The sequence below is a fragment of the Sinosporangium siamense genome, from assembly GCF_016863435.1.
Taxonomy (GTDB): Bacteria; Actinomycetota; Actinomycetes; order Streptosporangiales; family Streptosporangiaceae; genus Sinosporangium; species Sinosporangium siamense.
In genome coordinates, this window is record NZ_BOOW01000056.1 from 1 (window position 1) to 21,927 (window position 21,927).

General features: G+C 68.1%; 17 protein-coding genes, 2 tRNA genes and 1 riboswitch. Of the genes, 7 read left to right on the forward strand and 12 right to left on the reverse strand.

The features are described from left to right. Positions 1 to 726: 726 nt before the first annotated feature. The 6 genes from Ssi02_RS36260 to Ssi02_RS36285 form a co-directional block, all read right to left on the reverse strand. Positions 727 to 3,303 carry a valine--tRNA ligase gene (locus tag Ssi02_RS36260; RefSeq protein WP_204032810.1) on the reverse strand — a complete coding sequence of 859 codons (2,577 nt, stop codon included), beginning with the start codon at positions 3,301 to 3,303 and terminating at the stop codon, positions 727 to 729. Positions 3,304 to 4,301: 998 nt separating this feature from the next. Beyond that, positions 4,302 to 5,588 (reverse strand): ATP-dependent Clp protease ATP-binding subunit ClpX, encoded by a 1,287-nt coding sequence (gene clpX / locus Ssi02_RS36265; protein ID WP_204032661.1) that lies wholly within the window; start codon positions 5,586 to 5,588, stop codon positions 4,302 to 4,304. Between the two features lie 195 nt (positions 5,589 to 5,783). Beyond that, positions 5,784 to 6,428 (reverse strand): ATP-dependent Clp protease proteolytic subunit, encoded by a 645-nt coding sequence (locus Ssi02_RS36270; RefSeq protein WP_204032664.1) that lies wholly within the window; start codon positions 6,426 to 6,428, stop codon positions 5,784 to 5,786. A gap of 11 nt (positions 6,429 to 6,439) precedes the next feature. Then, positions 6,440 to 7,087, reverse strand: a complete 648-nt coding sequence (locus tag Ssi02_RS36275; RefSeq protein ID WP_373870259.1) for a ClpP family protease — start codon at positions 7,085 to 7,087, stop codon at positions 6,440 to 6,442. A 338-nt stretch (positions 7,088 to 7,425) separates the two neighbouring features. After that, positions 7,426 to 8,814 carry a trigger factor gene (gene tig, locus Ssi02_RS36280; RefSeq protein WP_204032666.1) on the reverse strand — a complete coding sequence of 463 codons (1,389 nt, stop codon included), beginning with the start codon at positions 8,812 to 8,814 and terminating at the stop codon, positions 7,426 to 7,428. 195 nt (positions 8,815 to 9,009) lie between these two features. Then, positions 9,010 to 9,876, reverse strand: a complete 867-nt coding sequence (locus Ssi02_RS36285; protein ID WP_204032668.1) for a Sco1979 family transcriptional regulator — start codon at positions 9,874 to 9,876, stop codon at positions 9,010 to 9,012. 278 nt (positions 9,877 to 10,154) lie between these two features. On the opposite strand from Ssi02_RS36285, the gene Ssi02_RS36290 reads away from it, so the two are divergent. Then, entirely contained in the window at positions 10,155 to 10,646 is a 492-nt protein-coding gene (locus tag Ssi02_RS36290) for an ATP-binding protein (RefSeq protein ID WP_239130324.1), read from the forward strand. A 251-nt stretch (positions 10,647 to 10,897) separates the two neighbouring features. On the opposite strand, the gene Ssi02_RS36295 is transcribed toward Ssi02_RS36290, so the two are convergent. Beyond that, a tRNA-Pro gene (locus Ssi02_RS36295) sits at positions 10,898 to 10,974 on the reverse strand. Between the two features lie 88 nt (positions 10,975 to 11,062). Here Ssi02_RS36295 and Ssi02_RS36300 point away from each other — a divergent pair. The 5 genes from Ssi02_RS36300 to Ssi02_RS36320 all read left to right on the forward strand — a co-directional run bounded on the left by Ssi02_RS36300 (position 11,063) and on the right by Ssi02_RS36320 (position 16,501). After that, positions 11,063 to 11,133: transfer RNA gene (locus tag Ssi02_RS36300), tRNA-Gly, on the forward strand. A gap of 196 nt (positions 11,134 to 11,329) precedes the next feature. Then, positions 11,330 to 12,220 carry an LLM class flavin-dependent oxidoreductase gene (locus tag Ssi02_RS36305; protein WP_204032671.1) on the forward strand — a complete coding sequence of 297 codons (891 nt, stop codon included), beginning with the start codon at positions 11,330 to 11,332 and terminating at the stop codon, positions 12,218 to 12,220. A gap of 82 nt (positions 12,221 to 12,302) precedes the next feature. Beyond that, positions 12,303 to 13,661 (forward strand): TrpB-like pyridoxal phosphate-dependent enzyme, encoded by a 1,359-nt coding sequence (locus Ssi02_RS36310; RefSeq protein ID WP_204032672.1) that lies wholly within the window; start codon positions 12,303 to 12,305, stop codon positions 13,659 to 13,661. Positions 13,662 to 13,780: 119 nt separating this feature from the next. Beyond that, positions 13,781 to 15,133 (forward strand): dihydrolipoyl dehydrogenase family protein, encoded by a 1,353-nt coding sequence (locus Ssi02_RS36315; RefSeq protein WP_204032673.1) that lies wholly within the window; start codon positions 13,781 to 13,783, stop codon positions 15,131 to 15,133. Positions 15,134 to 15,196: 63 nt separating this feature from the next. After that, positions 15,197 to 16,501: an ion channel protein gene (locus Ssi02_RS36320; protein ID WP_239130327.1), complete on the forward strand. Its 1,305-nt coding sequence runs from the start codon at positions 15,197 to 15,199 to the stop codon at positions 16,499 to 16,501. Here the strand turns inward: Ssi02_RS36320 and Ssi02_RS36325 are convergent. Together Ssi02_RS36325 and Ssi02_RS40075 are read right to left on the reverse strand one after the other, a co-directional pair. Further along, a complete protein-coding gene (locus Ssi02_RS36325; RefSeq protein ID WP_204032674.1) occupies positions 16,457 to 17,500 on the reverse strand; it encodes an AI-2E family transporter in 1,044 nt (347 codons plus the stop codon). The genes Ssi02_RS36320 and Ssi02_RS36325 overlap by 45 nt on opposite strands. A 123-nt stretch (positions 17,501 to 17,623) precedes the next feature. Next, positions 17,624 to 17,701 (reverse strand): 50S ribosomal protein bL37, encoded by a 78-nt coding sequence (locus Ssi02_RS40075; RefSeq protein ID WP_143020518.1) that lies wholly within the window; start codon positions 17,699 to 17,701, stop codon positions 17,624 to 17,626. Between the two features lie 227 nt (positions 17,702 to 17,928). Next, positions 17,929 to 18,073: riboswitch (cyclic di-AMP (ydaO/yuaA leader) on the forward strand. A 3-nt stretch (positions 18,074 to 18,076) separates the two neighbouring features. Between Ssi02_RS40075 and Ssi02_RS36330 the strand changes: the two genes are divergently transcribed. After that, positions 18,077 to 19,141 (forward strand): coiled-coil domain-containing protein, encoded by a 1,065-nt coding sequence (locus Ssi02_RS36330; protein WP_204032676.1) that lies wholly within the window; start codon positions 18,077 to 18,079, stop codon positions 19,139 to 19,141. Positions 19,142 to 19,144: 3 nt separating this feature from the next. Here the strand turns inward: Ssi02_RS36330 and Ssi02_RS36335 are convergent, their stop codons facing one another. The 3 genes from Ssi02_RS36335 to Ssi02_RS36345 are packed head-to-tail and all read right to left on the reverse strand — an operon-like array spanning position 19,145 to position 21,915. After that, positions 19,145 to 19,804, reverse strand: coding sequence for a response regulator (locus Ssi02_RS36335; protein WP_204032679.1), 660 nt, complete (start codon positions 19,802 to 19,804; stop codon positions 19,145 to 19,147). Continuing rightward, positions 19,801 to 21,105: a sensor histidine kinase gene (locus tag Ssi02_RS36340; RefSeq protein WP_204032681.1), complete on the reverse strand. Its 1,305-nt coding sequence runs from the start codon at positions 21,103 to 21,105 to the stop codon at positions 19,801 to 19,803. The genes Ssi02_RS36335 and Ssi02_RS36340 overlap by 4 nt, the downstream gene beginning before the upstream one ends. Before the next feature lie 24 nt (positions 21,106 to 21,129). After that, on the reverse strand, positions 21,130 to 21,915 hold the full coding sequence (locus Ssi02_RS36345) for an ABC transporter permease (RefSeq protein WP_204032683.1): 786 nt from the start codon (positions 21,913 to 21,915) through the stop codon (positions 21,130 to 21,132). Positions 21,916 to 21,927: the final 12 nt, after the last annotated feature.

Below are 21,927 nucleotides of genomic sequence, written 5' to 3' on the forward strand. Positions count from 1 at the left end.
CCCAGACTTCCTGCGACCGTCAAGTTCGAACCGACGTCCACCGGAAACCCGAATCTGATCAAAGGGATGTGCGAGGATCCGGATCCCCGATCCTGCGATCTCCGCAGTGACTCGGGGGCGTCCTGCCCCGCACAGAAGACTTTACCAGCCTTCTGGCCGCAGCAACGACTCTTCCCGGTAACAACTAGGTCTTCCCAACGACCGTCATGCTCAAACCACCAAGCCAACCGCAAGGCCCGAGCAAAGATGATGACCTTGGTAAGACGTGAGGCGCACCCGCCGCACCAGCAGGTCGCCAAGCACAAAAGCCCTCATCAACCCGTAGGTCATATGAGTTCCTCGCTCCCCCTCAGCTATGGGGGATGCGATGAACTCGAGCTCCGCAAGGACCGCAAGCCCGACCTGCAAAACAAGGACCCCACCAGCCCCATCCGCAGCTCTGACCTGCGGACAGAGGCCCCCCACGACACCCAGCGCAGGCCTGACCTGCGGATAGCTAGACGACCGCCCCAGTACAAGCCGGAAAACCAGCCCCACAATCCCCCGCTTAGGCTCCCAACCAAGAACCCGAACGAACCGGAACCGGCTCAACCCACTGGGTAACCTGCGAGCTGGGCCGCGGGGCAAGCGATGTCCACCATGGCCTGGGCCTGACGGCCGCGGACCTTGACCACCATCCCGCCCGGGCCCTCAACCAAACCGAGGGCCCGAACGGGCGCAACCCGCTCAGCCCGTCGGCAGAGCCGACAGCTGGGCCTCAAGGCGGCCGATGTCCGCCGTGGCCTGGGCTTGACGGCCGCGGACCTTGGCCACCACGTCGTCGGGGGCCTTGGCCATGAACTGCTCGTTGCCTAGTTTGGCCTGGGTCTGGGCGGCTTCCTTGCGGGCGGCCGCGAGGTCCTTCTCCAGTCGTTTGCGCTCAGCGGCCACGTCGATGGCGCCCGCCGTGTCAAGCTCGACGACGACGGAGGCCACGGTGAGCCGGGCCGTCGGCGAGAAGGTCTCGGCGGGTTCGTCGAGGCGGAGCAACGATCGGATCGCCGTCTCATGGCTGGCCAGCGAGGTGCCGGCCAGTGAGAGGCGGGCCGCGACGCGCTGGCCGGGCTTCAGGCCCTGGTCGGAGCGGAAGCGCCGGACCTCGGTGACGAGGTTTTGCACGGCGGCGATCTCGGCTTCGGCAGCCGTGTCGGAGCGGTTGGTGTCCGCGCCCGGCCAGGGGGCCACCATGATCGACTCACCGCCGGTAAGCGCCCGCCAGAGCTCCTCGGTGACGAACGGCGTCAACGGGTGCAGCAGGCGGAGCAGGGCGTCGAAGACATGGCCAAGCACGATCTTGGTCTCGTCGTGACCGGAGGCGATCTGCACCTTGGCGAGCTCGACATACCAGTCGCAGACCTCGTCCCACGCGAAGTGGTAGAGCAGGTCGGAGACCTTGGCGAATTCGAATTCCTCGTAGGCGGCATCCACCGCCCGGGTGACCGTGGCGAGCCTGGACAGGATCCAGCGGTCGGCCGCGGTCAACGAGTCGGCGTCGGGCAACGGGGCCGCCACGGTCGCGCCGTTGAGGAGCGCGAATCGCGTGGCATTCCAGATCTTGTTACAGAAGTTGCGCGAGCCGGCCGCCCACTCCTCGCTGATCGCGACGTCGGACCCGGGATTGGCCCCGCGCAGCAGCGTGAAGCGGGTGGCGTCGGCGCCGTAACGCTCGATCCAGTCGAGCGGGTCCACGACGTTGCCGAAGGACTTGGACATCTTCTTGCCGTATTGATCGCGCACCATGCCGTGCAGGGCGACCACGCGGAAGGGCGGCTGCCCGTCCATGGCGTAGAGCCCGAACATCATCATGCGGGCGACCCAGAAGAACAGGATGTCGTAGCCCGTCACCAGCACCGAGGTCGGATAGAACTTCGCGAGCTCGGGAGTCTGCTCCGGCCACCCCAGTGTGGAGAACGGCCAGAGCCCGGAGGAGAACCACGTGTCGAGCACGTCGGGGTCCTGCGCATAGCCCGCCGGGGGCTCCTCGTCGGGCCCGACGCAGACGACCTCGCCCTCCGGGCCGTACCACACCGGGATGCGGTGACCCCACCAGAGCTGCCGGGAGATGCACCAGTCGTGCATGTCGTCGACCCAGTCGAAGTAGCGTTTGGCGAGCTCCGGCGGGTGGATGCGGGTGCGCCCGTCACGGACGGCGTCACCGGCGGCCTTGGCCAGCGGCGACACGTCGACGAACCACTGGAGGGAAAGCCGCGGCTCGACCACGGTCTTGCAGCGCGAGCAGTGGCCGACGGAGTGGAGGTAGGGACGCTTCTCGGCCACGATGCGGCCGTCGGCGCGCAGGGCTGCCACCACGGCGGGGCGCGCCTCGAAGCGGTCGAGCCCCTCGAAGGGACCGTGGGCGGTGATCACACCCCGCTCGTTCATGACCGTGAGCGAGGGCAGCGAGTGCCTGCGCGCGATCTCGAAGTCGTTGGGGTCGTGGGCGGGGGTCACCTTGACCGCACCCGTGCCGAAGGCGGGGTCGACGTGCTCGTCGCCCACGATCGGGATCATGCGGCCGGTGAGGGGAAGCTCAACCTTTGTGCCGATGAGGTGGCGGTAACGCTCGTCACCCGGGTGGACGGCGACCGCCACGTCACCGAGCATGGTCTCGGCCCGGGTCGTGGCGACCACGATGGACGCGTCGCCTTCGCCATAGCGGATCGAGACGAGCTCTCCCTCGTCCTCGCTGTGCTCGACCTCAATGTCGGACAGAGCGGTGAGGCAGCGCGGGCACCAGTTGATGATGCGCTCGGCGCGATAGATGAGGCCGTCGTCGAAGAGGCGCTTGAAGATCGTCTGAACCGCGCGGGAGAGCCCGGGGTCCATGGTGAAGCGCTCGCGAGACCAGTCGACGCCGTCGCCGAGCTTCTTCATCTGGCCGAGGATCCGGCCGCCGGACTCCTCCTTCCACTGCCAGACACGCTCGACGAACGCCTCGCGGCCGAGGTCGTGGCGGGAGAGCCCCTCTTTGGCGAGCTCACGCTCGACGACGTTTTGCGTGGCGATGCCGGCGTGGTCGGTGCCGGGGAGCCAGAGTGTGGCGAGTCCGCGCATGCGAGCCCTGCGGGTCAGCGCGTCTTGAATCGAGTGATCCAGGGCATGCCCGATGTGCAGGGAACCGGTGACATTGGGCGGCGGTAGCACCACGGAGAAGGGCGCGCCATGACTGCCCGGATCCGCGGTGAAGTGTCCCGCGGATACCCAGCGTTCGTAGCTCCGGGTCTCAACGTCGGCGGGAGCATATTGCGTGGGCAGTTCTGGCATCGTCACGCTGCCTCATTGTAGGCCCTGCCCCAAGCCCTCTCACCCGCTCCGACAAGCCCGCCCCTGGCGAGCCCACCCTGGCAAGCCCACCCCCGCGAACTCATCTCCGCCAGCCTGTCTCTGCACACTCATCTCCGCAGGCCTATCTACGCAAGCCTGTCTCCGCCAGCTCGCCGCCGCAGGCTTATCTATGCAAGCCTGTCTCCGCCAGCTCGCCGCCGCAGGCTTATCTATGCAAGCCTGCCTCCCTTAGCTCGCCGCCGCAGGCTATACAAGCCTGCCTCCGCTAGCTCGCCGCCGCGCCCCTGTCTCCGGCGAATCCCCTCCAGCACGCCCGCTTAGGCAAGTCCGTCCCCGGAGCGAGCGAGCCCACTTGGAGGTGAGCTCCAAGCGGCATAGTGTCCAAGGCCTGACATCCAAAGCGTGTCCCCCATGCCCTCCAGGCCGATGATCATGCTGACCCGGTGGGATCGCACGAGATCGGCCAGGCTCGTGACAAACCCCGCGAAGACCTCGGCCTCCGACAGACCCACTCGGGCAAGTGCGTCTCCGGCGAGCGAGACAAGTCCACTTCGAGGTGATATCCGAGCGACGTGGTATCCGAGGCGTGTCACCCGAAGACCTCGGCCTCCGGCAAAAGCCACTCCGGCATGCCCGCTCAGGCAAGTCCGTCCCCGGAGCGAGCGACCCCACTTCGAGGTGATATCCAAGCGACGTGGTACCCAAGGCCTGACATCCGAGGCATGTCCCCCGAAGACCTCGCCCTCCGGCAAAGGCCCACCCCGGCCAGTGCGTCTCCGGCAAGTCCCACCGGGCGTCATGTCCGACCCGTGTCACCAGAAGACCAAAACCCCACCCTCCGCCAATCCGGCGTCCGGTGTAATGCCCGATAGATGTCGCTCGAAGACCCCCGCCCCGACACCCCAAACCTCAAACGGCCAGCTCCGAGGCGAAAGCCGTACCACCCCAAAACCCACGAGAGTACGGCAAAGCCCAGGTCAGGCGCTCTTCTCCCGGGGCGGACGCTGCTGCTTGGCCGCGTTGAGCTGGTCGCGGGGCACGAGTGTCGGGTTGACGTGCTCCAGCACCGAGTCCCGGTCGATGATCACCCGAGCGACGTCCTGCCTGCTCGGAACCTCGTACATCACCGAGAGAAGAACCTCTTCCATGATCGCGCGAAGCCCGCGGGCGCCGGTGCCGCGCAGGATCGCCTGGTCGGCGATGGCCTCAAGGGCGTCGGCGGAGAACTCGAGCTCGACGTTGTCCAGCTCGAAGAGGCGGCGGTATTGCTTGACCAGGGCGTTGCGCGGCTCGGTGAGGATCTGGATCAGCGCGTCGCGGTCGAGGTTGTGCACGCTGGTGATCACCGGCAGACGGCCGACGAACTCGGGGATCATGCCGAACTTGAGCAGATCCTCCGGCATCACATCGGAGAAGACGTCCGAGGTGTCGATGTCGTCTTTGGAGTGAAGGATGGCGTTGAAGCCGATGCCCTTCTTGCCGATGCGCGACTCGATGATCTTTTCTAGGCCGGCGAACGCTCCACCGCAGATGAAGAGCACGTTGGTGGTGTCGATCTGGATGAACTCCTGGTGGGGGTGCTTGCGCCCGCCCTGCGGCGGCACACTCGCCGTCGTGCCCTCCAGGATCTTGAGCAGGGCCTGCTGCACACCCTCGCCGGAGACGTCGCGGGTGATCGACGGGTTCTCGCTCTTACGGGCGATCTTGTCGACCTCGTCGATGTAGATGATGCCGGTCTCGGCCTTCTTGACGTCGTAGTCGGCGGCCTGGATCAGCTTGAGGAGGATGTTCTCCACATCCTCGCCGACGTAGCCGGCCTCGGTGAGCGCGGTGGCGTCGGCGATGGCGAAAGGCACGTTGAGCATCTTCGCCAGGGTTTGCGCAAGCAGCGTCTTGCCCGAACCGGTGGGACCGAGGAGCAGGATGTTGGATTTGCCGAGTTCGAGACCGTCGTCGCGGCCCCGCTCACCCGACTGCACCCGCTTGTAGTGGTTGTATACCGCGACCGAAAGGGCCTTCTTCGCCTTGTCCTGGCCGATCACATAGGCGTCCAGGAACTCGAAGATCTCCCGGGGTTTGGGAAGACTGTCCCACTTGAGCTCGGAGGACTCGGAGAGCTCCTCCTCGATGATCTCGTTGCAGAGATCGATGCACTCGTCACAGATGTAGACGCCGGGACCGGCGATGAGCTTTTTGACTTGCTTCTGGCTCTTCCCGCAGAACGAGCACTTCAGCAGGTCTCCCCCGTCGCCGATGCGTGCCACCCGAGATACTCCTTTGCGTGGGACCGCCCTGCTTCCACGGCCGGTTTCTTTCGGGACCGGGTGGATACCGGTCCGAAAAACTCATCCCGCTCAGGTTTCGACGTTACCGTCTCCTGGGCCCTCAGTGAGCCCCCTAGCGGTGAGTCGCACCGGAACATGCCCAAATAGGCACTGTTCCGGTGCGACTGCCTTCCGTCAGGAAGCCACGGCCGCAGCGCGCTTCTTCCGCGACGGGATGATGTCGTCGATCAGACCATATGCCTTCGCCTCGTCCGCGCTGAGGATCTTGTCGCGCTCGATGTCGCGGCGAACCTCTTCGGAGGACTTGCCCGAGTGCCTGGCGACGATCTCCTCCAGGAGGGCACGCATCCGCAGGATCTCGCGTGCCTGGATCTCGATGTCGCTTCCCTGGCCGCCGCCCTCGGTGGAGGGCTGGTGGATCAGGACGCGGGCGTTGGGCAGGGCGAAACGCTTGCCCGGCGTGCCGCCGGCGAGCAGCACAGCAGCCGCCGAGGCCGCCTGCCCGAGGCAGACGGTCTGGATCTCCGGCCGGACGAACTGCATCGTGTCGTAGATCGCCGTCATCGCGGTGAACGAGCCACCCGGCGAGTTGATGTAGATGCTGATGTCCCGGTCGGGGTCGAGCGACTCCAGCGTCAGGAGCTGCGCCATGACGTCGTTGGCCGAGGCGTCGTCGATCTGCACTCCGAGGAAGATGATGCGATCCTCGAAGAGCTTGTTGTACGGATTCATCTCCTTCACGCCATACGTCGTGCGCTCGACGAACGAAGGGATGATGTAGCGGGCGCTGATGTCACCCGGCTGAATCAGGTCACTCACGTTTAGCCCCTTCACGAGACGGCGCCCTGCGAGGGCACCTGGCGAGCGCTGCGGACGACATCGTCGATGAAACCGTAGTCCTTGGCCTCTTCGGCGGTGAACCAACGGTCGCGGTCGGAGTCACGCTCGATCTGGTCAAGAGGCTGACCGGTGTGGAACGCGATCCGCTCCGCCAGGGTCTTCTTGACGTAGAGCATCTGCTCGGCCTGGATCGCGATGTCGGCCGCGGTGCCGCCGATGCCGCCAGAGGGCTGGTGCATCATGATCCGCGCGTGCGGCAGGGCGTAACGCTTGCCCTGGGCGCCCGCGCAGAGCAGGACCTGCCCCATGGAGGCGGCGAGACCCATGACGACTGTGCAGACGTCATTTGGCACGTATTGCATCATGTCGTAAATCGCCATACCGGCGGTGACGGAGCCGCCAGGCGAGTTGATGTAGAGCCAGATGTCGCGGTTGGCGTCGTCGGCCGCGAGCAGCAGCAGCTCAGCGCAGATTCGGTTGGCGATCTCATCGTTGACCTGGGTGCCCAGGACGATGATGCGCTCGCGCAGCAGCCGCTGGTAAAGCTGGTCCTCCAACCGGAACGAGGAACCGTTGTTGTCACGGCCCTGCTCCGGGCCGAAGCCGGTCGGCTGATAGAAGGTCGGCGGGCTGGTCACAGCGTCACCTTCCGATGCGTCGTAATCGATTGGCTTTGATTGTGACCCTAACGCTCGCGGCGCACCTCTCATGCCGTGGTCCGGCAACTGTTCGCTGACGGCGCATGCCACCTGGCCCCACCAGCCGACTCCGCGCCCCCAGCCCCCGGCGCCACACGAGAGCCCAAAGTCAGACGAAACATCAGATTTCCGGCAGAGCATCAGATTATGGACAATTCCAGATTAAGGCACATGCCACGTGGGGTACGGCGAAGCCATGCAAAGCACAACGCCCCCTCACGCATGTAGCGCGAGGGGGCATCGGTCACGGACCCGCGCGGCGGGCCCGTGAGAGAGGGTCAGCGGTCCTCGGACTCCTCGGCCGGGGTCTCCCCCGCCTCGGCGGCCTCTTCCTCCACCGGGCCGTTGATCTCGGTGTAGAGCGCCTTGACGTCGATCTCGTTGCCCGCGTCGTCGGTCACCTTGGCGGCGTCGCCGACGACACTCTTGGCCTTGTCCCGGACGATCTCCATCATGGCCAGCGTGAGCTGGTCGTTGTCGGCGAGGTGCTGGGCCAGCGTGTTGGGCGCGACGCCGAGCTGCATGGCGCGGCGGACCACAAAGCTGGTCAGCTCTTCCTCGCTGACCCCGAGGTCCTCCTGCTTGACGATCTTGTCAAGCACGAAGCCGCTCTTGAGGGCCTTGGCCGCGGTCGTCTCGAACTCGGCGAAACGCTCCTCCTCAGTCGTCTGGTAGAGGCGGAAGAACGCCTCACGGCTGAGGCCGCTCTCGCCGATCTGGTGCTCGAGGTTGTGCTTGCGAGCGTTGATCTCGGTCTCGAGCGCGCTGGTCGGCAGCGGGATGTCGATGCGGTCGAGCAGGGCGTCGAGCGCCTTCTCGCGGATCTCCACGAGCTGGTCGATCTTCTTGTTGCGCTCGGCCTGCTCCCTGATGCTGCCCCGCAGCTCCTCCAGGGTGTCGAACTCGCTGGCGAGGCCGGCGAACTCGTCGTCGAGTTCGGGAAGGACCTTCTCCTTCACCGACTTGACGTTGATGATGACGTCGGCGTCCTGGCCGGCGTGCTCGCCGCCCACGAGCTTGGTGGCGAAGCGCTTCTCGTCGCCCCCGGACATGCCCTCAAGGGCGTCGTCGAGGCCCTGCAGCACCGAGCCGGCGCCCACCTCGTAGGAGACGTCGGCGGCCTGCTGCTCCTCGAGGTTCTCCCCGTCGATCTCGGCGCGGAGGTCCATGACGACGAAGTCGCCCTTGGCGGCGGCGCGCTCGACGCCGGTCAGCGTGGCGAAACGCTGGCGGAGGGTGTCGAGCTGGGTGTCGATGTCCTCGTCGGACACGACGGCGGCGGCGATGGTGATCTCGGCGCCCTGGTAGTCCGGCACCTCGAAGTTGGGCCGGATGTCGACCTCGGCGGTGAACTCGACCTGCTCGCCGTCCTCGATCTTGGTGACCTCGATCTCCGGCTGGCTCACCGGGAAGATGTCACTCTCGTCCACGGCCTGGCCGTAGAGCTTGGGCACAGCGTCGTTCAAGGTCTCTTCAAGGACCACCGCGCGGCCGAAGCGCTGCTCGATAATCCGGGCCGGAACCTTGCCAGGGCGGAAGCCGGGCACGCGCACCTGCTGCGCGACCTTCTTATACGCCGCCTGCAGGCTCGGGCCGAGCTCCTCGAACGGCACCTCGACAGTGAGCTTCACCCGGGTCGGGCTGAGCTCCTCGACAGCGGTCTTCACGGGGTGGTCTCCTTGATCAAGCATTCGAGTGGTGCGGGCGCGTCAGTTGCGATGACGGCTCACGCGGCATGCTCGCGCGCCGCGCCCACATGGGCGGCACCGAGCAATGGCATGCAGGCATGACCTGATACGGCGGGTGTTCAGCGCCGCTGCCAGTCTAGGGCAGACCCACACCCCGGAGCGACGGCACTGCGCTCAGATCTCCTGCATGATCTTGTTGAGTATGTCAACGGTTTCGTCAGGCGTGGTGCTCACCGCGCACAGACGTTCCATAATCTCGCCATACCGGTCGACATCTTCGCGTTTGTCGAGATACAGGGCGCTTGCCAGCTGTTCGACGTAGACGACGTCGGGCAACTCGGCGTCCTGGAACCGCAGGATGCTGAACGCCCCGCCCTCGGCGCTGTGGCCGCCGAAACTGAACGGCATCACCTGAATGGTGATGTTGGGGCGGCGCATGAGCTCCATGAGGTGCCCGAGCTGCGCGCGCATCACGTCGACACCGCCGATGGGCCGCCGCAGGGCGGCCTCGTCGATGACCGCCCAGAAGATCGGGCCGTCCGCGCGTTCGAGCACCTGGTGGCGCTCCATCCGCAGATCCACCCGGCGGGAGATCTCGTCCATGCTCAGACCGGCCGCGCCGGCGGTGATGACGGCCCGCGCGTAGTCCTTGGTCTGAAGCAGGCCCGGGACGAACTGCACCTCATAGGTGCGGATGCGCATCGCCGCCTCTTCGAGGCCGACATACGCCTGGAACCACGAGGGCAGGAGGTCGTTGTACCGATGCCACCATCCGGGCTCGTTGGCCCGGAGCACGAGGTCCATGACCGCCGATCGCGCCTCGTCGCCCTCGACGCCGTAGAGCGTGAGCAGGTCCGCGACGTCGCGTTCCTTGAACCCGACCCGCCCCAGCTCCATCCGGCTGATCTTGGACTCCGACCCTCTGATGAGGTGCCCCGCGTCCTCGCGGGAGATGCCCTTGCTCTCCCTGAGACGGCGAAGCTGGGAGCCAAGGAGGATGCGCAGCGCCGTGGGCCCCGAGCCCTGCTGGATCTGCGACACGTAACTCCTCCAATGCCCGGTGCGGCCTTCACTCCTATATGGCCAGCGCACACAGTGTCACCACTTCCGGCCGCTATAGCAAGGTCTCAAACTGGTGTCCGATTCGCCAACGTCCAAGTAACCGCCCATGCGATTGCACATTGCAACTGCACGTGCATTTGGGTCTTGCAGCAGGCGTTCGGGTGACCCATGATGGCCTAGTGCATAGTGGGCCAATGGTGCACTAAATCGTAAAACCGGCAAGCCTCGGAGGTACCGGCAGGATGGTGGAGGAGCCAGTGGCCGCTGCCGACTGCCTGCAGGTGACCCGTCGACTCGGATTCGACAACCTGCTTACAGCCGAACGCACCGATACGACGACCTGCCCTCTTCTTCCGCAGGCCGACTCGGTCAAGACCGCGCGCGACGTGACGCGATCCACACTCGCCGCCTGGGGCCTTTCGGAACTCGGCGACGACGCGGCCCTCGTGGTCTCCGAACTCGTCACCAACGCAGTCCGCTACGCCCTGTATCCGGCGGCCTTCGGCAACGGCAACGGCCACCGTCCGGCCGAGCCGCCGATCACCCTGATGCTGCTGCGGTTCGCCCCCCACGTGCTGCTCGCGGTCTCCGACCCGAGCGACGAGGCGCCGACCCCGAAAGAGCCCGACTTCATCTCCGAGAACGGCCGCGGGCTTTACATAGTCGAGACTTACAGCCAGTGCTGGGGCTGGGACCATCTCGACCGCGGCGGCAAAGCCGTCTGGGCGCTTTTCAAGACGGGCGCCTGACACCGGCCTGAACACCGCCGCGGTGCGGGCACGTGCCACGTCCGGAAACAAAGAAGCGCCATCCTGCAACAATCGGCAGGGCGCCCTCGCGAATGGCGACGAGCCCGCCGCTCACGGCGGCAGGTCCCGGCAACTCACACAACCCAAGTGCCGGGAACTCGCACAGTCCAAGTGCCGGGAACTCGCACGGTCCAACTCGCACAGTCCAACGAGAAAGCCGGTTCCCACATGTGGAAACCGGCCGTTATAGCTGGTCGGGGCGGCGGGATTTGAACCCACGACTTCTTGCACCCAAAGCAAGCGCGCTACCAAGCTGCGCCACGCCCCGCGACGTCCGTGCACAAGCGGCCCGGATCTCCGGTACGCTTACGCCCTGACGACCGGATGCAGTCTAGACCAGACGGCGCCCGGCTCGCGCGGACGTAGCTCAATGGTAGAGCCCCAGTCTTCCAAACTGGCTACGCGGGTTCGATTCCCGTCGTCCGCTCTCATCGAGAAAGGCCAGGTCATCCCACCCGGGATACCTGGCCTTAACGATCTCCCCCACTTCTTCGGATCTCCTTCAGATCTTTCGCGCGATTCCCTGCTCGGCGCCTCCTTCTCACGCTTCGGTGCCGCTGAGGCGGTCCCCGCGGGGAATGAACCCGCCCGGACTCCGGGTTGCCGTGTCCGAGGAGGACGACATGGGTGACTACGGACGACCGCTGGAGTTCGGATACTTCTTGGTGCCCAACACGGGCGATCCGCTGCTTGAGACGGCGCGGCTGGCCGATCGGCTGGGGCTGGACCTGATCGGCATCCAGGACCACCCCTACCAGCGGGGTTACGTCGATACCTGGACGCTGCTCAGCATGGTCGCCGCCGTGACGGAGCGGGTCCGCGTGTTCCCCGACGTCGCGAGCCTGCCGCTGCGGCAGCCCGCGGTGCTGGCCAAGGCCGCCGCGAGCCTCGATGTGCTGAGCGGGGGGCGGGCGGAGCTGGGGCTCGGCGCGGGGGCGTTCTGGGAGGCGATCGGCGCCTTCGGCGGCCCTCGCCGTACCCCCGGGGAGGCCATGGGCGCTCTGGAGGAGGCGGTCGAGATCATCCGGCAGGTGTGGAGCGGGGGCCGCGGGCTGCGCTTCGACGGCGAGCACTACACGTTGAGCGGCGCGAACGCCGGGCCGGTGCCGGCGCACGACATCGGGATCTGGCTCGGGGTGAAGGGGCCGCGCGGGCTCGCGCTGGCGGGCCGGGCCGCCGACGGCTGGGTGCCGTCGTCGTCATGGGCGACGCCAGAGGTGCTGGCCGAGTCGCACGCCCGCATCGACGAGGCGGCCGCCGCCGCAGGGCGCGACCCGGCGGCGATCCGCCGCATCTACAACGTGAACGGGGCGATCACCGACGGCGAGTCGCGGGGCTTCCTGCACGGCCCGCCCGACCAGTGGGTGGAAGAACTGACCGACCTGGCGGTAGGTCACGGCATGGACGCCTTCGTGTTGTGGCCGGAGGGCGACCAGCACAAGCAGCTCGAAAGGTTCGCCACCGAGGTGGTCCCGGCCGTGCGCGACCAGGTGCGGCACGAGCGCGAGGGCTGATAGGCGGGCGGCGGGGGCGGCCCGCCGGGAGATCGCGCAGAACGCTGGCCTCCGGTACGGCATGAGCCACAGACTTGGCCGCATGAGCAAGCCCACCAAGGTCCTGCTGGACGAGTCCCGGATCCCCCGCGCGTGGTACAACATCGCTGCCGATCTGCCCGCCCCCGCCCCGCCGCCGCTGCACCCGGGCACCCGCCTGCCCGTTGGCGCCGACGATCTGGCGCCGCTCTTCCCCGCCTCGCTCATCGCCCAGGAGATGAGCTCCGAGCGATACATCGCGATCCCCGATGACGTGGTGGACGTCTACCGCCTGTGGCGGCCGACTCCGCTGGTGCGTGCGCGGCGGCTGGAGCGCGCTCTGGGCACTCCGGCCCGCATCTACTACAAATACGAGGGCGGGTCCCCCTCCGGGTCGCACAAGCCCAACACCGCCGTTCCCCAGGCGTATTACAACGCCCAGGAGGGCACCCGGAAGCTGACGACCGAGACCGGCGCCGGGCAGTGGGGGTCGGCGCTGGCGTTCGCCTGCGCGCAATATGACATGGAGTGCGAAGTGTGGATGGTCCGCGCCTCCTATGACCAAAAGCCCTACCGCCGTTCCCTCATGGGTGTATACGGCGCGACCGTGCACGCCAGTCCCTCCCAGGTGACCGAGGCGGGCCGGGGCGTGCTGGCGGCCGAGCCGGACTCGTCCGGCTCGCTCGGCATCGCGATCAGCGAGGCGGTCGAGGTGGCGGCGGCCTCGCCGGACACGCGCTACGCCCTCGGCAGCGTGCTCAGCCATGTGCTGCTGCACCAGACCGTGATCGGTGAGGAGGCCATAGAGCAGCTCGCCGTGCTCGGGGAGACGCCGGATCTGATCGTGGGGTGCGCGGGCGGCGGGTCGAACTTCGCGGGCCTGAGCTTCCCGTTCCTGCGGGAGAAGCTCGCCGGCCGGATGGACCCGGTGGTCCGCGCGGTGGAGCCGGCGGCGTGCCCGTCGCTTACCCGCGGCACCTACGCCTACGACTTCGGGGACACGGCAGGATTCACGCCGCTGCTGAAGATGCACACCCTTGGGCATGGTTTCATCCCCGATCCGATCCACGCCGGTGGTCTGCGCTATCACGGCATGTCGCCGCTGCTGTCGCACATGTACGAGCTCGGCATGTTCGAGGCGGTCGCCAAGGATCAGACCGAGTGCTTCGAGGCGGGGGTGCGGTTCGCGCGGGCGGAGGGCATCGTGCCCGCGCCCGAGCCGACGCACGCGCTGGCCGAGGTCGTGGCCGAGGCGCTGCGCTGCAAGGAGAGCGGTGAGCCGAAGGTGATCCTGACGGCGCTCTGCGGGCACGGACACTTCGATCTCGCGGCCTATGACCGTTACCTACGCGGAGAAATGCAGGATTTCGCCATCCCCCAGGAACGCCTTGACGCGGCCTTGGCGGCGCTGCCCGCGGTCTGATTCCCCCCGCCCGGCCCCCTAGCTCCCTGCCCACGGTGTCGGCCCGGCCCTGTGCCGGGCCTATGCCGACCTTGGCGATATCTGCGTGTATGTCGTGAACACTGGGCAGGGTTAGGGCTATGGCGCAAGACGAATTCGATGTCGTCGTCATGGGCATGGGCCCGGGCGGCGAGGATGTGGCGGAACGACTGGCCGAGGCCGGCCTGAGTGTGGCGGGGGTGGAAGCCGAGCTTGTGGGCGGCGAGTGCCCCTATTGGGGCTGCATCCCGTCCAAAATGATGGTTCGTGCGTCCGACCTGCTGGCCGAGGGCCGCAGGATTCCCGGCATAGCCGGTGATTCCACCATCTCGCCGGACTGGTCATGGGTCGCCCGGCGTATCAGGGACGAAGCCACCGACGACTGGAACGACAAGAAGGCAGCCGACCGGTTCACCGGCAAAGGCGGTCATCTCGTGCGCGGCTGGGGCCGGATCACCGCCCCCGGCGAGGTGACGGTGGGTGACCGCGTGCTCAAGGCCCGCCGCGGCATCGTGATCGGCACCGGCTCGCAGCCGTCGCTCCCGCCGATCGAGGGTCTCGCGGGCACGCCGTACTGGACGAACCGGCAGGCGATGGAGGCCGACACCCTTCCGGCGTCGCTCGTGGTCGTCGGCGGCGGTGCGATCGGGTGCGAGATCGCGCAGGTGTTCGCCCGGTTCGGGGTGCGGGTGACGGTGCTTGAGGCCGCCGGGCGGCTGGTGGCGATCGAGGAGCCCGAGGCCTGCGATCTGCTGGCCGGGGTGTTCGCGGCCGACGACATCGAGGTGCGGCTGAACGCCCGGGTCGAGCGGGTGTCGCACGACGGCCAGGGCTTCACCGTACATCTGGGGGACGGTGAGCGGGCCCTCGGTGAGCGGTTGCTGATCGCGACCGGCCGGCGCAGCGACCTGGTCGCGCTCGGCGTCGGCGCCGTGGGGCTGGACGAGTCGGCCCGGACGATCGCCACGGACGGCCGGATGCGCGCGGCCGAGGGCGTGTGGGCGATCGGCGATGTGACGGGCAGGGGCGCGTTCACGCACATGTCGATGTACCAAGCCGACATCGTGGTGCGCGACCTGCTGGGCGAGCACGTGTTCGAGGCGGAATATCACGCGGTGCCCCGGGTCACCTTCACCGATCCGGAGATCGGGGCCGTCGGTCTCACCGAGGCCCAGGCTCGCGAACGAGGCCTTCCTGTGCGCACGGCGAGCACCCCGATCCCCGCGTCGGCCAGGGGCTGGATCCACAAGGCGGGCAACCACGGCTTCATCAAGCTGGTGGCCTCGGAGGACGTGCTGGTGGGGGCGACGAGCGCGGGGCCGGCCGGGGGCGAGGTGCTCAGCATGCTTACGCTCGCCGTGCACGACCGGGTGACGATCGACCGGCTCAGGCAGATGATCTACGCGTACCCGACGTTCCATCGCGCGGTGCACGAGGCCGTGAAGCAGCTCTGAATCTTCCCCGCCCTGGTCGTTACCCCGCCGCGGGTAACGACCGGGTGTGGGGTGGTGGGGCGGGTGAGGCCGGCCGGGGTGATCACACCGCAGGCCCGGCCGCTGCTGCCGCTGGTGTTGCCGGCGGTCGGGGTCGGGGTGCTCTCCAGCCTGGTGCTGCTCGTCGTGAGCGCCGTCGCCGAGCGCCTTTTCCGCCTGGTCTGGAATACGCTGCCCGCCGCGCTCGGCGTCGCGGGCGGCTCGCCGTGGTGGACGATCGGCGTGCTGACGGCGGCCGGGGCGCTGGCCGGGCTGGTGCTGTGGAAAGTGCCCTCGGGCCCCGACCCGGCCACCGAGTCCCTGGTGGGCCCGCCGCTGCCGGTCCGCGTGCTGCCCGGGGTGACGCTCGGGGCGGTCGTCACGCTCGCCGGCGGGATCAGCCTGGGGCCGGAGAACCCGATCACCGCGATCAACGTCGCCCTGGCCTTCGCGCTCGGGCCGCGGCTCGTGCCCGGCGTGCCGGGCGCCGCCTTCTCGGGGTTCGCGGCGGCGGGGACCATCGGGGCGCTGTTCGGCACACCCGTGGCGGCGGCGCTGATCCTGTCGGAGTCGGCGGCGGGGCCGGCAGGCAGGCCGCTGTGGGATCGGCTGTTCGGCCCGCTGATCGCGGCGGGCGCGGGGGCGACGACCACGGTGGCGGTGGCGAATCCGTCGCTCGCGATCCCGCTGCCCGCCTACACCGCGCCCACGCCTATGGACGCGGCCGGCGCGGCGGTGGTGGCCACCGTGGCCTGCGCGCTCGGCCTGGTCGTGGTCACGCTGTTTCCCGCGGCGTACAAGCTGTTCCGGCTGGTGCCCCACCCGGTGGCGCGGCTGGCCGCGGCGGGGCTGCTGCTCGGGGTGCTGGGGGCGATCGGGGGGCGGATCACCCTCTTCAAGGGACTCGACCAGATGAAGGAGCTGGTCGCCGGCCACCACACCGCCGCCGGGCTGCTGCTGATCCTCGTGGTGAAGCTCGTGGCGGTGCTGGTAGCGGCGAGCGCGGCGTTCGTGGGCGGGCGCATCTTTCCCGTCGTGTTCGCCGGCGTCGCGCTGGGGCTGCTTGTGCACGCCCTTCTGCCCGCGGTGCCGGCGGCGGTGGCGGTCTCCTCGGCCGTTCTCGGTCTGGTGCTGGCGGTCACGCAGCAGGGGTGGCTGAGCCTGTTCACCGCGGCGGTGGTGGTGACCGACCCGGCGCTGATCCCGGTGTTGTGCCTGGCGGTGCTTCCAGCGTGGCTGCTCGTGAGCGGGCGGCCCGCGATGGTGGTCCAGGAGAGCCCTCCTCCGCCGGCGAAGGGGGGCTCCTCACGTCCGGACGGCGGGACCGGTGACGAGGGGGGACGCCCATGAGGTCTCGGGATCGGCGTCGATGAGCAGGGCGCGGGCGAGGGCGCTCAGCGGGACGGCCAGGATGGCGCCGAGCGCGCCGAGCACATATGTCCAGACAAGCAGCGACAAAATGGTGATCGTCATCGACAGTCCCGCCGATTCGCCGGTGAACTTCGGTTGGATGACCGACTGGATGACGAAGTTGAGCACGCAATAGATGACGATGACCCACACCATCGTCACCCACCCCGACGACAGGAGCGCGAGCAGCGCGGGCGGGACCAGCCCGATGAAGAATCCGATATTGGGCACGAAGTTCGTGATGAACGCCAGCAGCGCCCACAGCAGGGGCAGCGGCACACCGAGGATCCACAGCGCGATGCCATCGAACACCGCGACGATCAGCCCGAAGACCGTCGTGACGACGAGATAGCGTACGGTGCCCCGGCTGAACTCGCCGAGTGCCGCCACAAGGTGCGGACGCCCCGGGGCCAGCGCGCGGACGGCGTCTTGCAGGAACGGCGCATCCACATTCATGCCGAAGAGGATGAGCGTGACCAGCACCACCATCGTCCCGACGCTCAGCAGACCGGACAGGAAGCCCTGCAGGACGGGGATGATCTGGTTGGGGTCCAGCTTCCCGATGACGTCTTTGACCTGGTCGGGAGTGATGCCGAGGCTGTGCACCCGCTCGGTGACGAACTTCAGCAGGCTCTCATATTGCGCGGTGTAGGCCGGCAGCACGTCCACCAGCCGGACGACGGACCACACGAGCGAGCCCACCAGCAGGATCAGCACGAGGAAAACCACGACGAGCGGCAGCGCCACGACCAGCCAGGTGCCGGCGCCGCGCCGCCGCAGCCAGGAGCGCAGCGGGTTCACCCCGATGGTCAGGGTCAGCGCGAGGAACGCCGGCCCGGCGATCTGGGCGGCGGCCTTAAGCCCGGCCAGGGCGATCACCGCGGCCGCCGTGCCGATCAGCAGCCGCAGGCCACGCGAACCGCCCGTGACGGTCGCCAACAGTCTCTCCCCACCGGGAACCGGTCGCATGCGGCTCCCCCCGGCGAACACGTGATCGCCGAGGGGATACCCGCAGCACCCGTACGACAAGATCAACTGTCGGCAAAGGCGTGCGGGGCCGGATCAGCGAGCGTTGGGGCGCTTACCGTGGTTGGCCTTCTTCTTCTTCCTGGCCTTGCTCTTACGCGCACGTTTCGCCATGGACTTCTCCTCGTCGTGGCTCCGGCGGTGATGCTCGGTCAGTGTCCAACCTGCCTGGCTTCCGCCGTACGGCACAAGCCCCCGGGGCCGAGAAATCGATCAAGACCGGGCCTGTTTCCCGCCGCGATCAACTCGGGATCATCACAGAACGATCAATAGTTCATTTCAACTTAAAGTCGCATAACCGAGACTTTACTACTACCATCCCTCAGGCACCTGTTATCGCAACAGGTGCACCGCCTAATCCCGGGCGCCTCGCCAGGGAACCGGGGACCCAAAAGCACTTGGGGTGAATCCACGGCACAAATGCCTCGGTAGGGCTGCTCCGGCCCGAACCCGTCAGCTAACCCGGTCGGCAGAAGGAGAGGAGAACACGTGGCGGACCTGTCCCCCACGTCCCACCCCCACGCCACAGGCCGCACGAAATATCGCGGCAGGCACCGTGCCCCCCACACCCCCGCCACCGCCTATGTCGCCGTCTGCGCCTCCGCGGCGCTGACCCTCACCCTCGGCACGGCGACCGCCTCCACCGCCACCTCGGGGGCACCCCCCGCCACCGCGCAGGACCCCAAACCGAGCGAGTCCGGGCTTCGCGCGGAACTGAAGAAGACCCAGGAGAGGGTCGACGCCCTCATCGAGGACTACAACGCCAAGCGGGTGGCCCTCGCCGACGTGCGCAAGTCGGAAGAGGCCGCCAAGAGGCAGCTTGAGCAGGCCGAACTCGAGTACAAACTGGCGGAGGACCGGGTCGCCAGGGTCGTCCAGCTGCAATATCAGGCGGGAAGCAGCGGCATGGCCGCGCTGATCGCGAGCGAGAACGTCGACGGCGCCGCGCTGCTGGAGCAGATGGCGGCCGAGCAGACCGCCGACGTGACGGGCTTCGCCCAGGCACGGGACCGCAGGCGCATCGCGACCGAGACCGCCGCGAAGATCACCGAGCGCGTCCAGACGGAGGCCGCCGAGATCGAGAAGCAGCGCGAAGAGGCGCTCACCCTGATCGACGACATCGAGAAGAAGCTCGACCGGCTCGTGCCGGTCGGCTCGGGCCGGCGCGCCAACGGCAGCTGGGCACCGCAGCTGCCCACGGGCTCGGACAACATCACCGCGCGCACGCGCTCGATGCGCGAGCTGATCATGCGGCGCTTCAGCCTCGCCTACGACGTGGGCTGCTATCGCATCGACAACTACGGCGAGCACCCGCTGGGGCGCGCCTGCGACTTCATGCTCTCCGCCACCGGCTCGATGCCGTCGGCCGAGCAGGCCGCCCTGGGCGACGAGATCGCGGCGTGGACCGTCAAGAACGGCAAGAAGCTCGGCGTGAAGTACGTGATCTACCGGCAGCGCATCTACAACATGAGCATGCCGGGCTGGCGCTCGATGTCCGACCGGGGCAGCATCACCGAGAACCACTTCGACCACGTGCACATCTCCATGCACTAAGGGCTATTCACGCTTTCGCGGGACGAGCAGCCCTTGGTTGAACGCCTCGGTGACGGCGGCGGCGCGGTCCCCCACACCGAGCTTGGTGTAGATGTTCAGAAGGTGACTCTTGACCGTGGCCTCGGTGATGAAGAGCCGCGCGGCCACCTCGCGGTTGGTGTTCCCTGCCGCCACGAGTTCGAGGACCTCGAGCTCGCGCCGGCTGAGCAGTTGCGGCGCGGGGGTCCTGACCCGGTTCATCAGCAGTGCCGCCACCGAGGGGGACAGGACGCTCTCGCCCTTGGCGGCGGCTCGCGCACCTCGCAGCAGGTCCTCCCGAGGGGAGTCCTTGAGAAGGTAGCCGGTCGCACCGGCCTCGATCGCCGGCAGCACGTGGGCGTCGGTGTCGTAGGTGGTCAGAACCAGCACACGCGAGGTGACGCCGAGCCTGGTCAACTCGGTGATCGCGCTCAGGCCGTCCATGCCCGGCATACGCAGGTCCATCAGGATCACGTCGGGCCGGAGCTCCTGGGCGAGTCGTACGGCTGTCGCGCCGTCCGCGGCCTCGCCCAGCACCTCGAATCCGGGCGCGGAGGCGAACATGCTGCTCAGCCCGTCCCTGACGACGGGATGGTCGTCCGCGATCAGCAGCCGGATCGGGATCTCGGCCGCGTGTTCTGTCATGCGTGGCTCCCGGCCGGCGGGATGGGGATGCAGGCCGAGATCCCGGTGCCGGCGCCGGGCTCCGACTCGATCCGCAGGCTTCCGGAGAGCCCTTCGACGCGCTGGCGCATGATGGTCAGGCCGAATCCGCCGCCTCGGGGCGACGGCTCCGAGCCGCCGTTCGCCGCCGTGCCGGCTTCGAGACCCGCGGGTTCGAAACCCCTGCCGTCGTCACGCACGTCCAGCGCCACCTCGTGCTCCAGGTAGGACAGCGTCACCCCGACTCTGGCCGCGTGCGCGTGCTTGGCGACGTTGGCCAGTGCCTCCTGAGCCGTGCGCAGCAGTGCGAACTCCGCCTCCGGCGCCATCGGCCGCGCGGTGCCGGTCGTCGTGACCTGGACGGCGAGCCCGTGCAGCTTCGACCACCGGTCTGCGACGTCGGCGAGTGCGTCGCTCAGACGGGCGGTTTCCAGCTGCTCGGGCCTGAGCGCGTCCACCGAGCGCCGGGCCTCGGCCAGGCTTTCCCTGGCCAGGGTCTTGACCGCGGCGAAGGGCCGGCTCCACGGTGCCGGGACCTCGTGCATCTGCTCGGCCGCCTGGAGCTGCGCGATGATCCCGGTGAGCCCCTGGGCCAGCGTGTCGTGGATTTCCCGTGCCATGCGCTGACGCTCGTCGTGGACCCCCGCCTCCCGGGCTTGGGCGAGCAGTTGGGCGTGCAGGCCGGCGTTCTCGGCGAGGGTCGCCTCCAGCAGCCGGTTCGTCCGGCTCAGCTCGGCGAGGGCGTGCTCACGCTGCTCCTTCTCCCTCTCGGCGAGCCGGAGAACCCAGGCGGTGGCGCTCATGAGGGCGACGTTGGCGACGACGATGGTCACGGCCAGAGTGAGGCCGAGGCCGGTCATCCTGTCCACGCCCGAGGCCTGTGCGGCACCGGCCACAACCGCCGTGGCCGCCGCGCCCGGCAGCCGCCACGGCCAGGGGAGAACGGTGAAGGCGTAGATGTAGGGCGCGGGGGTGAACAACCCGAACATGGGATCCCGTGCCACCAGGAGCGCTGTGATCACCAGCAGGCCGGTGAAGAACACCCCCATGATCCGCGGCCGATCCCACCAGGCGGGACGCAGGGTGAACATGCCGAGCATCCATGCCGCGGCCAGCCCGCACAGACCGAGATCGATGAGCGGGGACTCACCGGCCGAAGGCCCTCTGAACACCTTTAAGGCGGCAAGTGCGGCCAGCAACGAGTAGGGCACCACAGTGATCAGGAGGAACGGTTGTTCTTCCCGCACCGCCGCCCAGAGCCCGGGCCGCCTGCGCCTGCTCACGATCCCCTCCTCCCCGCGCCGAGTCTATTCCCAGCGAAACCAGCGAACCGCGATGAGCGAGCACCCGGCCGCGTAGGCCGTCAAGATGACGAGAGGGAGGATAGACGGGAAATTCCCCTGGTAGGCGTCCTGGAATGCACGCATGCCCGCGCCGAGCGGGGTGTAGTAGCTGATGGTCTGCAGCACCGGGGGCATCTGCGGAATCGGCACCCAGAGCCCGGCGAAGAACATCAACGGGAAGAACAACACCGTGCCGATCGCCGAGGCCGGACCGCGCCCGGGCGCGAGCGCGGTGATCAGCAGGCCGATCGAGAGCAGCGCGGCGGCGGCGAGCAGCCAGGCGACGGCGAAGCCGAAGGGGTTCCGCGGCAGGTCGACGCCGAAGCCGAGCCCGGCCACCGCGAGGAAGAGGATCATCGCGACCAGCGCGATGGCGAAGCTGGCCACGAGCTGGGCGGTGAGCACGCGGGCCGGCCCGATCGGCGTGGTCCGCAGGCGCCGCAGCACGCCGCTCTCCCGATATCCCGCGAGCGTGATCGGCAGGGCGGCCGTGGCCAGAATGGCCAGGTTGAACAAGATCAGGACAGGCACGTAGAAGTCGAAGTACGTCAGGCCGCCGCCGCCCTCCACGGGTTCTCGCAAGGTGGGGATGGCGCCGAGGATGATCAGCACGATCAGCGGGAAGCCGACGCCCCAGAGGGGGGCGACCTTGTCGCGGAGGCACAACTTGCTCTCGGCCTTGATGAGCCGCCACGTCGCGGAACCGTGATCGGCGGTGACGGGGACGGCGGCGGCGTTCGGGGCTGGCACGGGTGCGGCCTT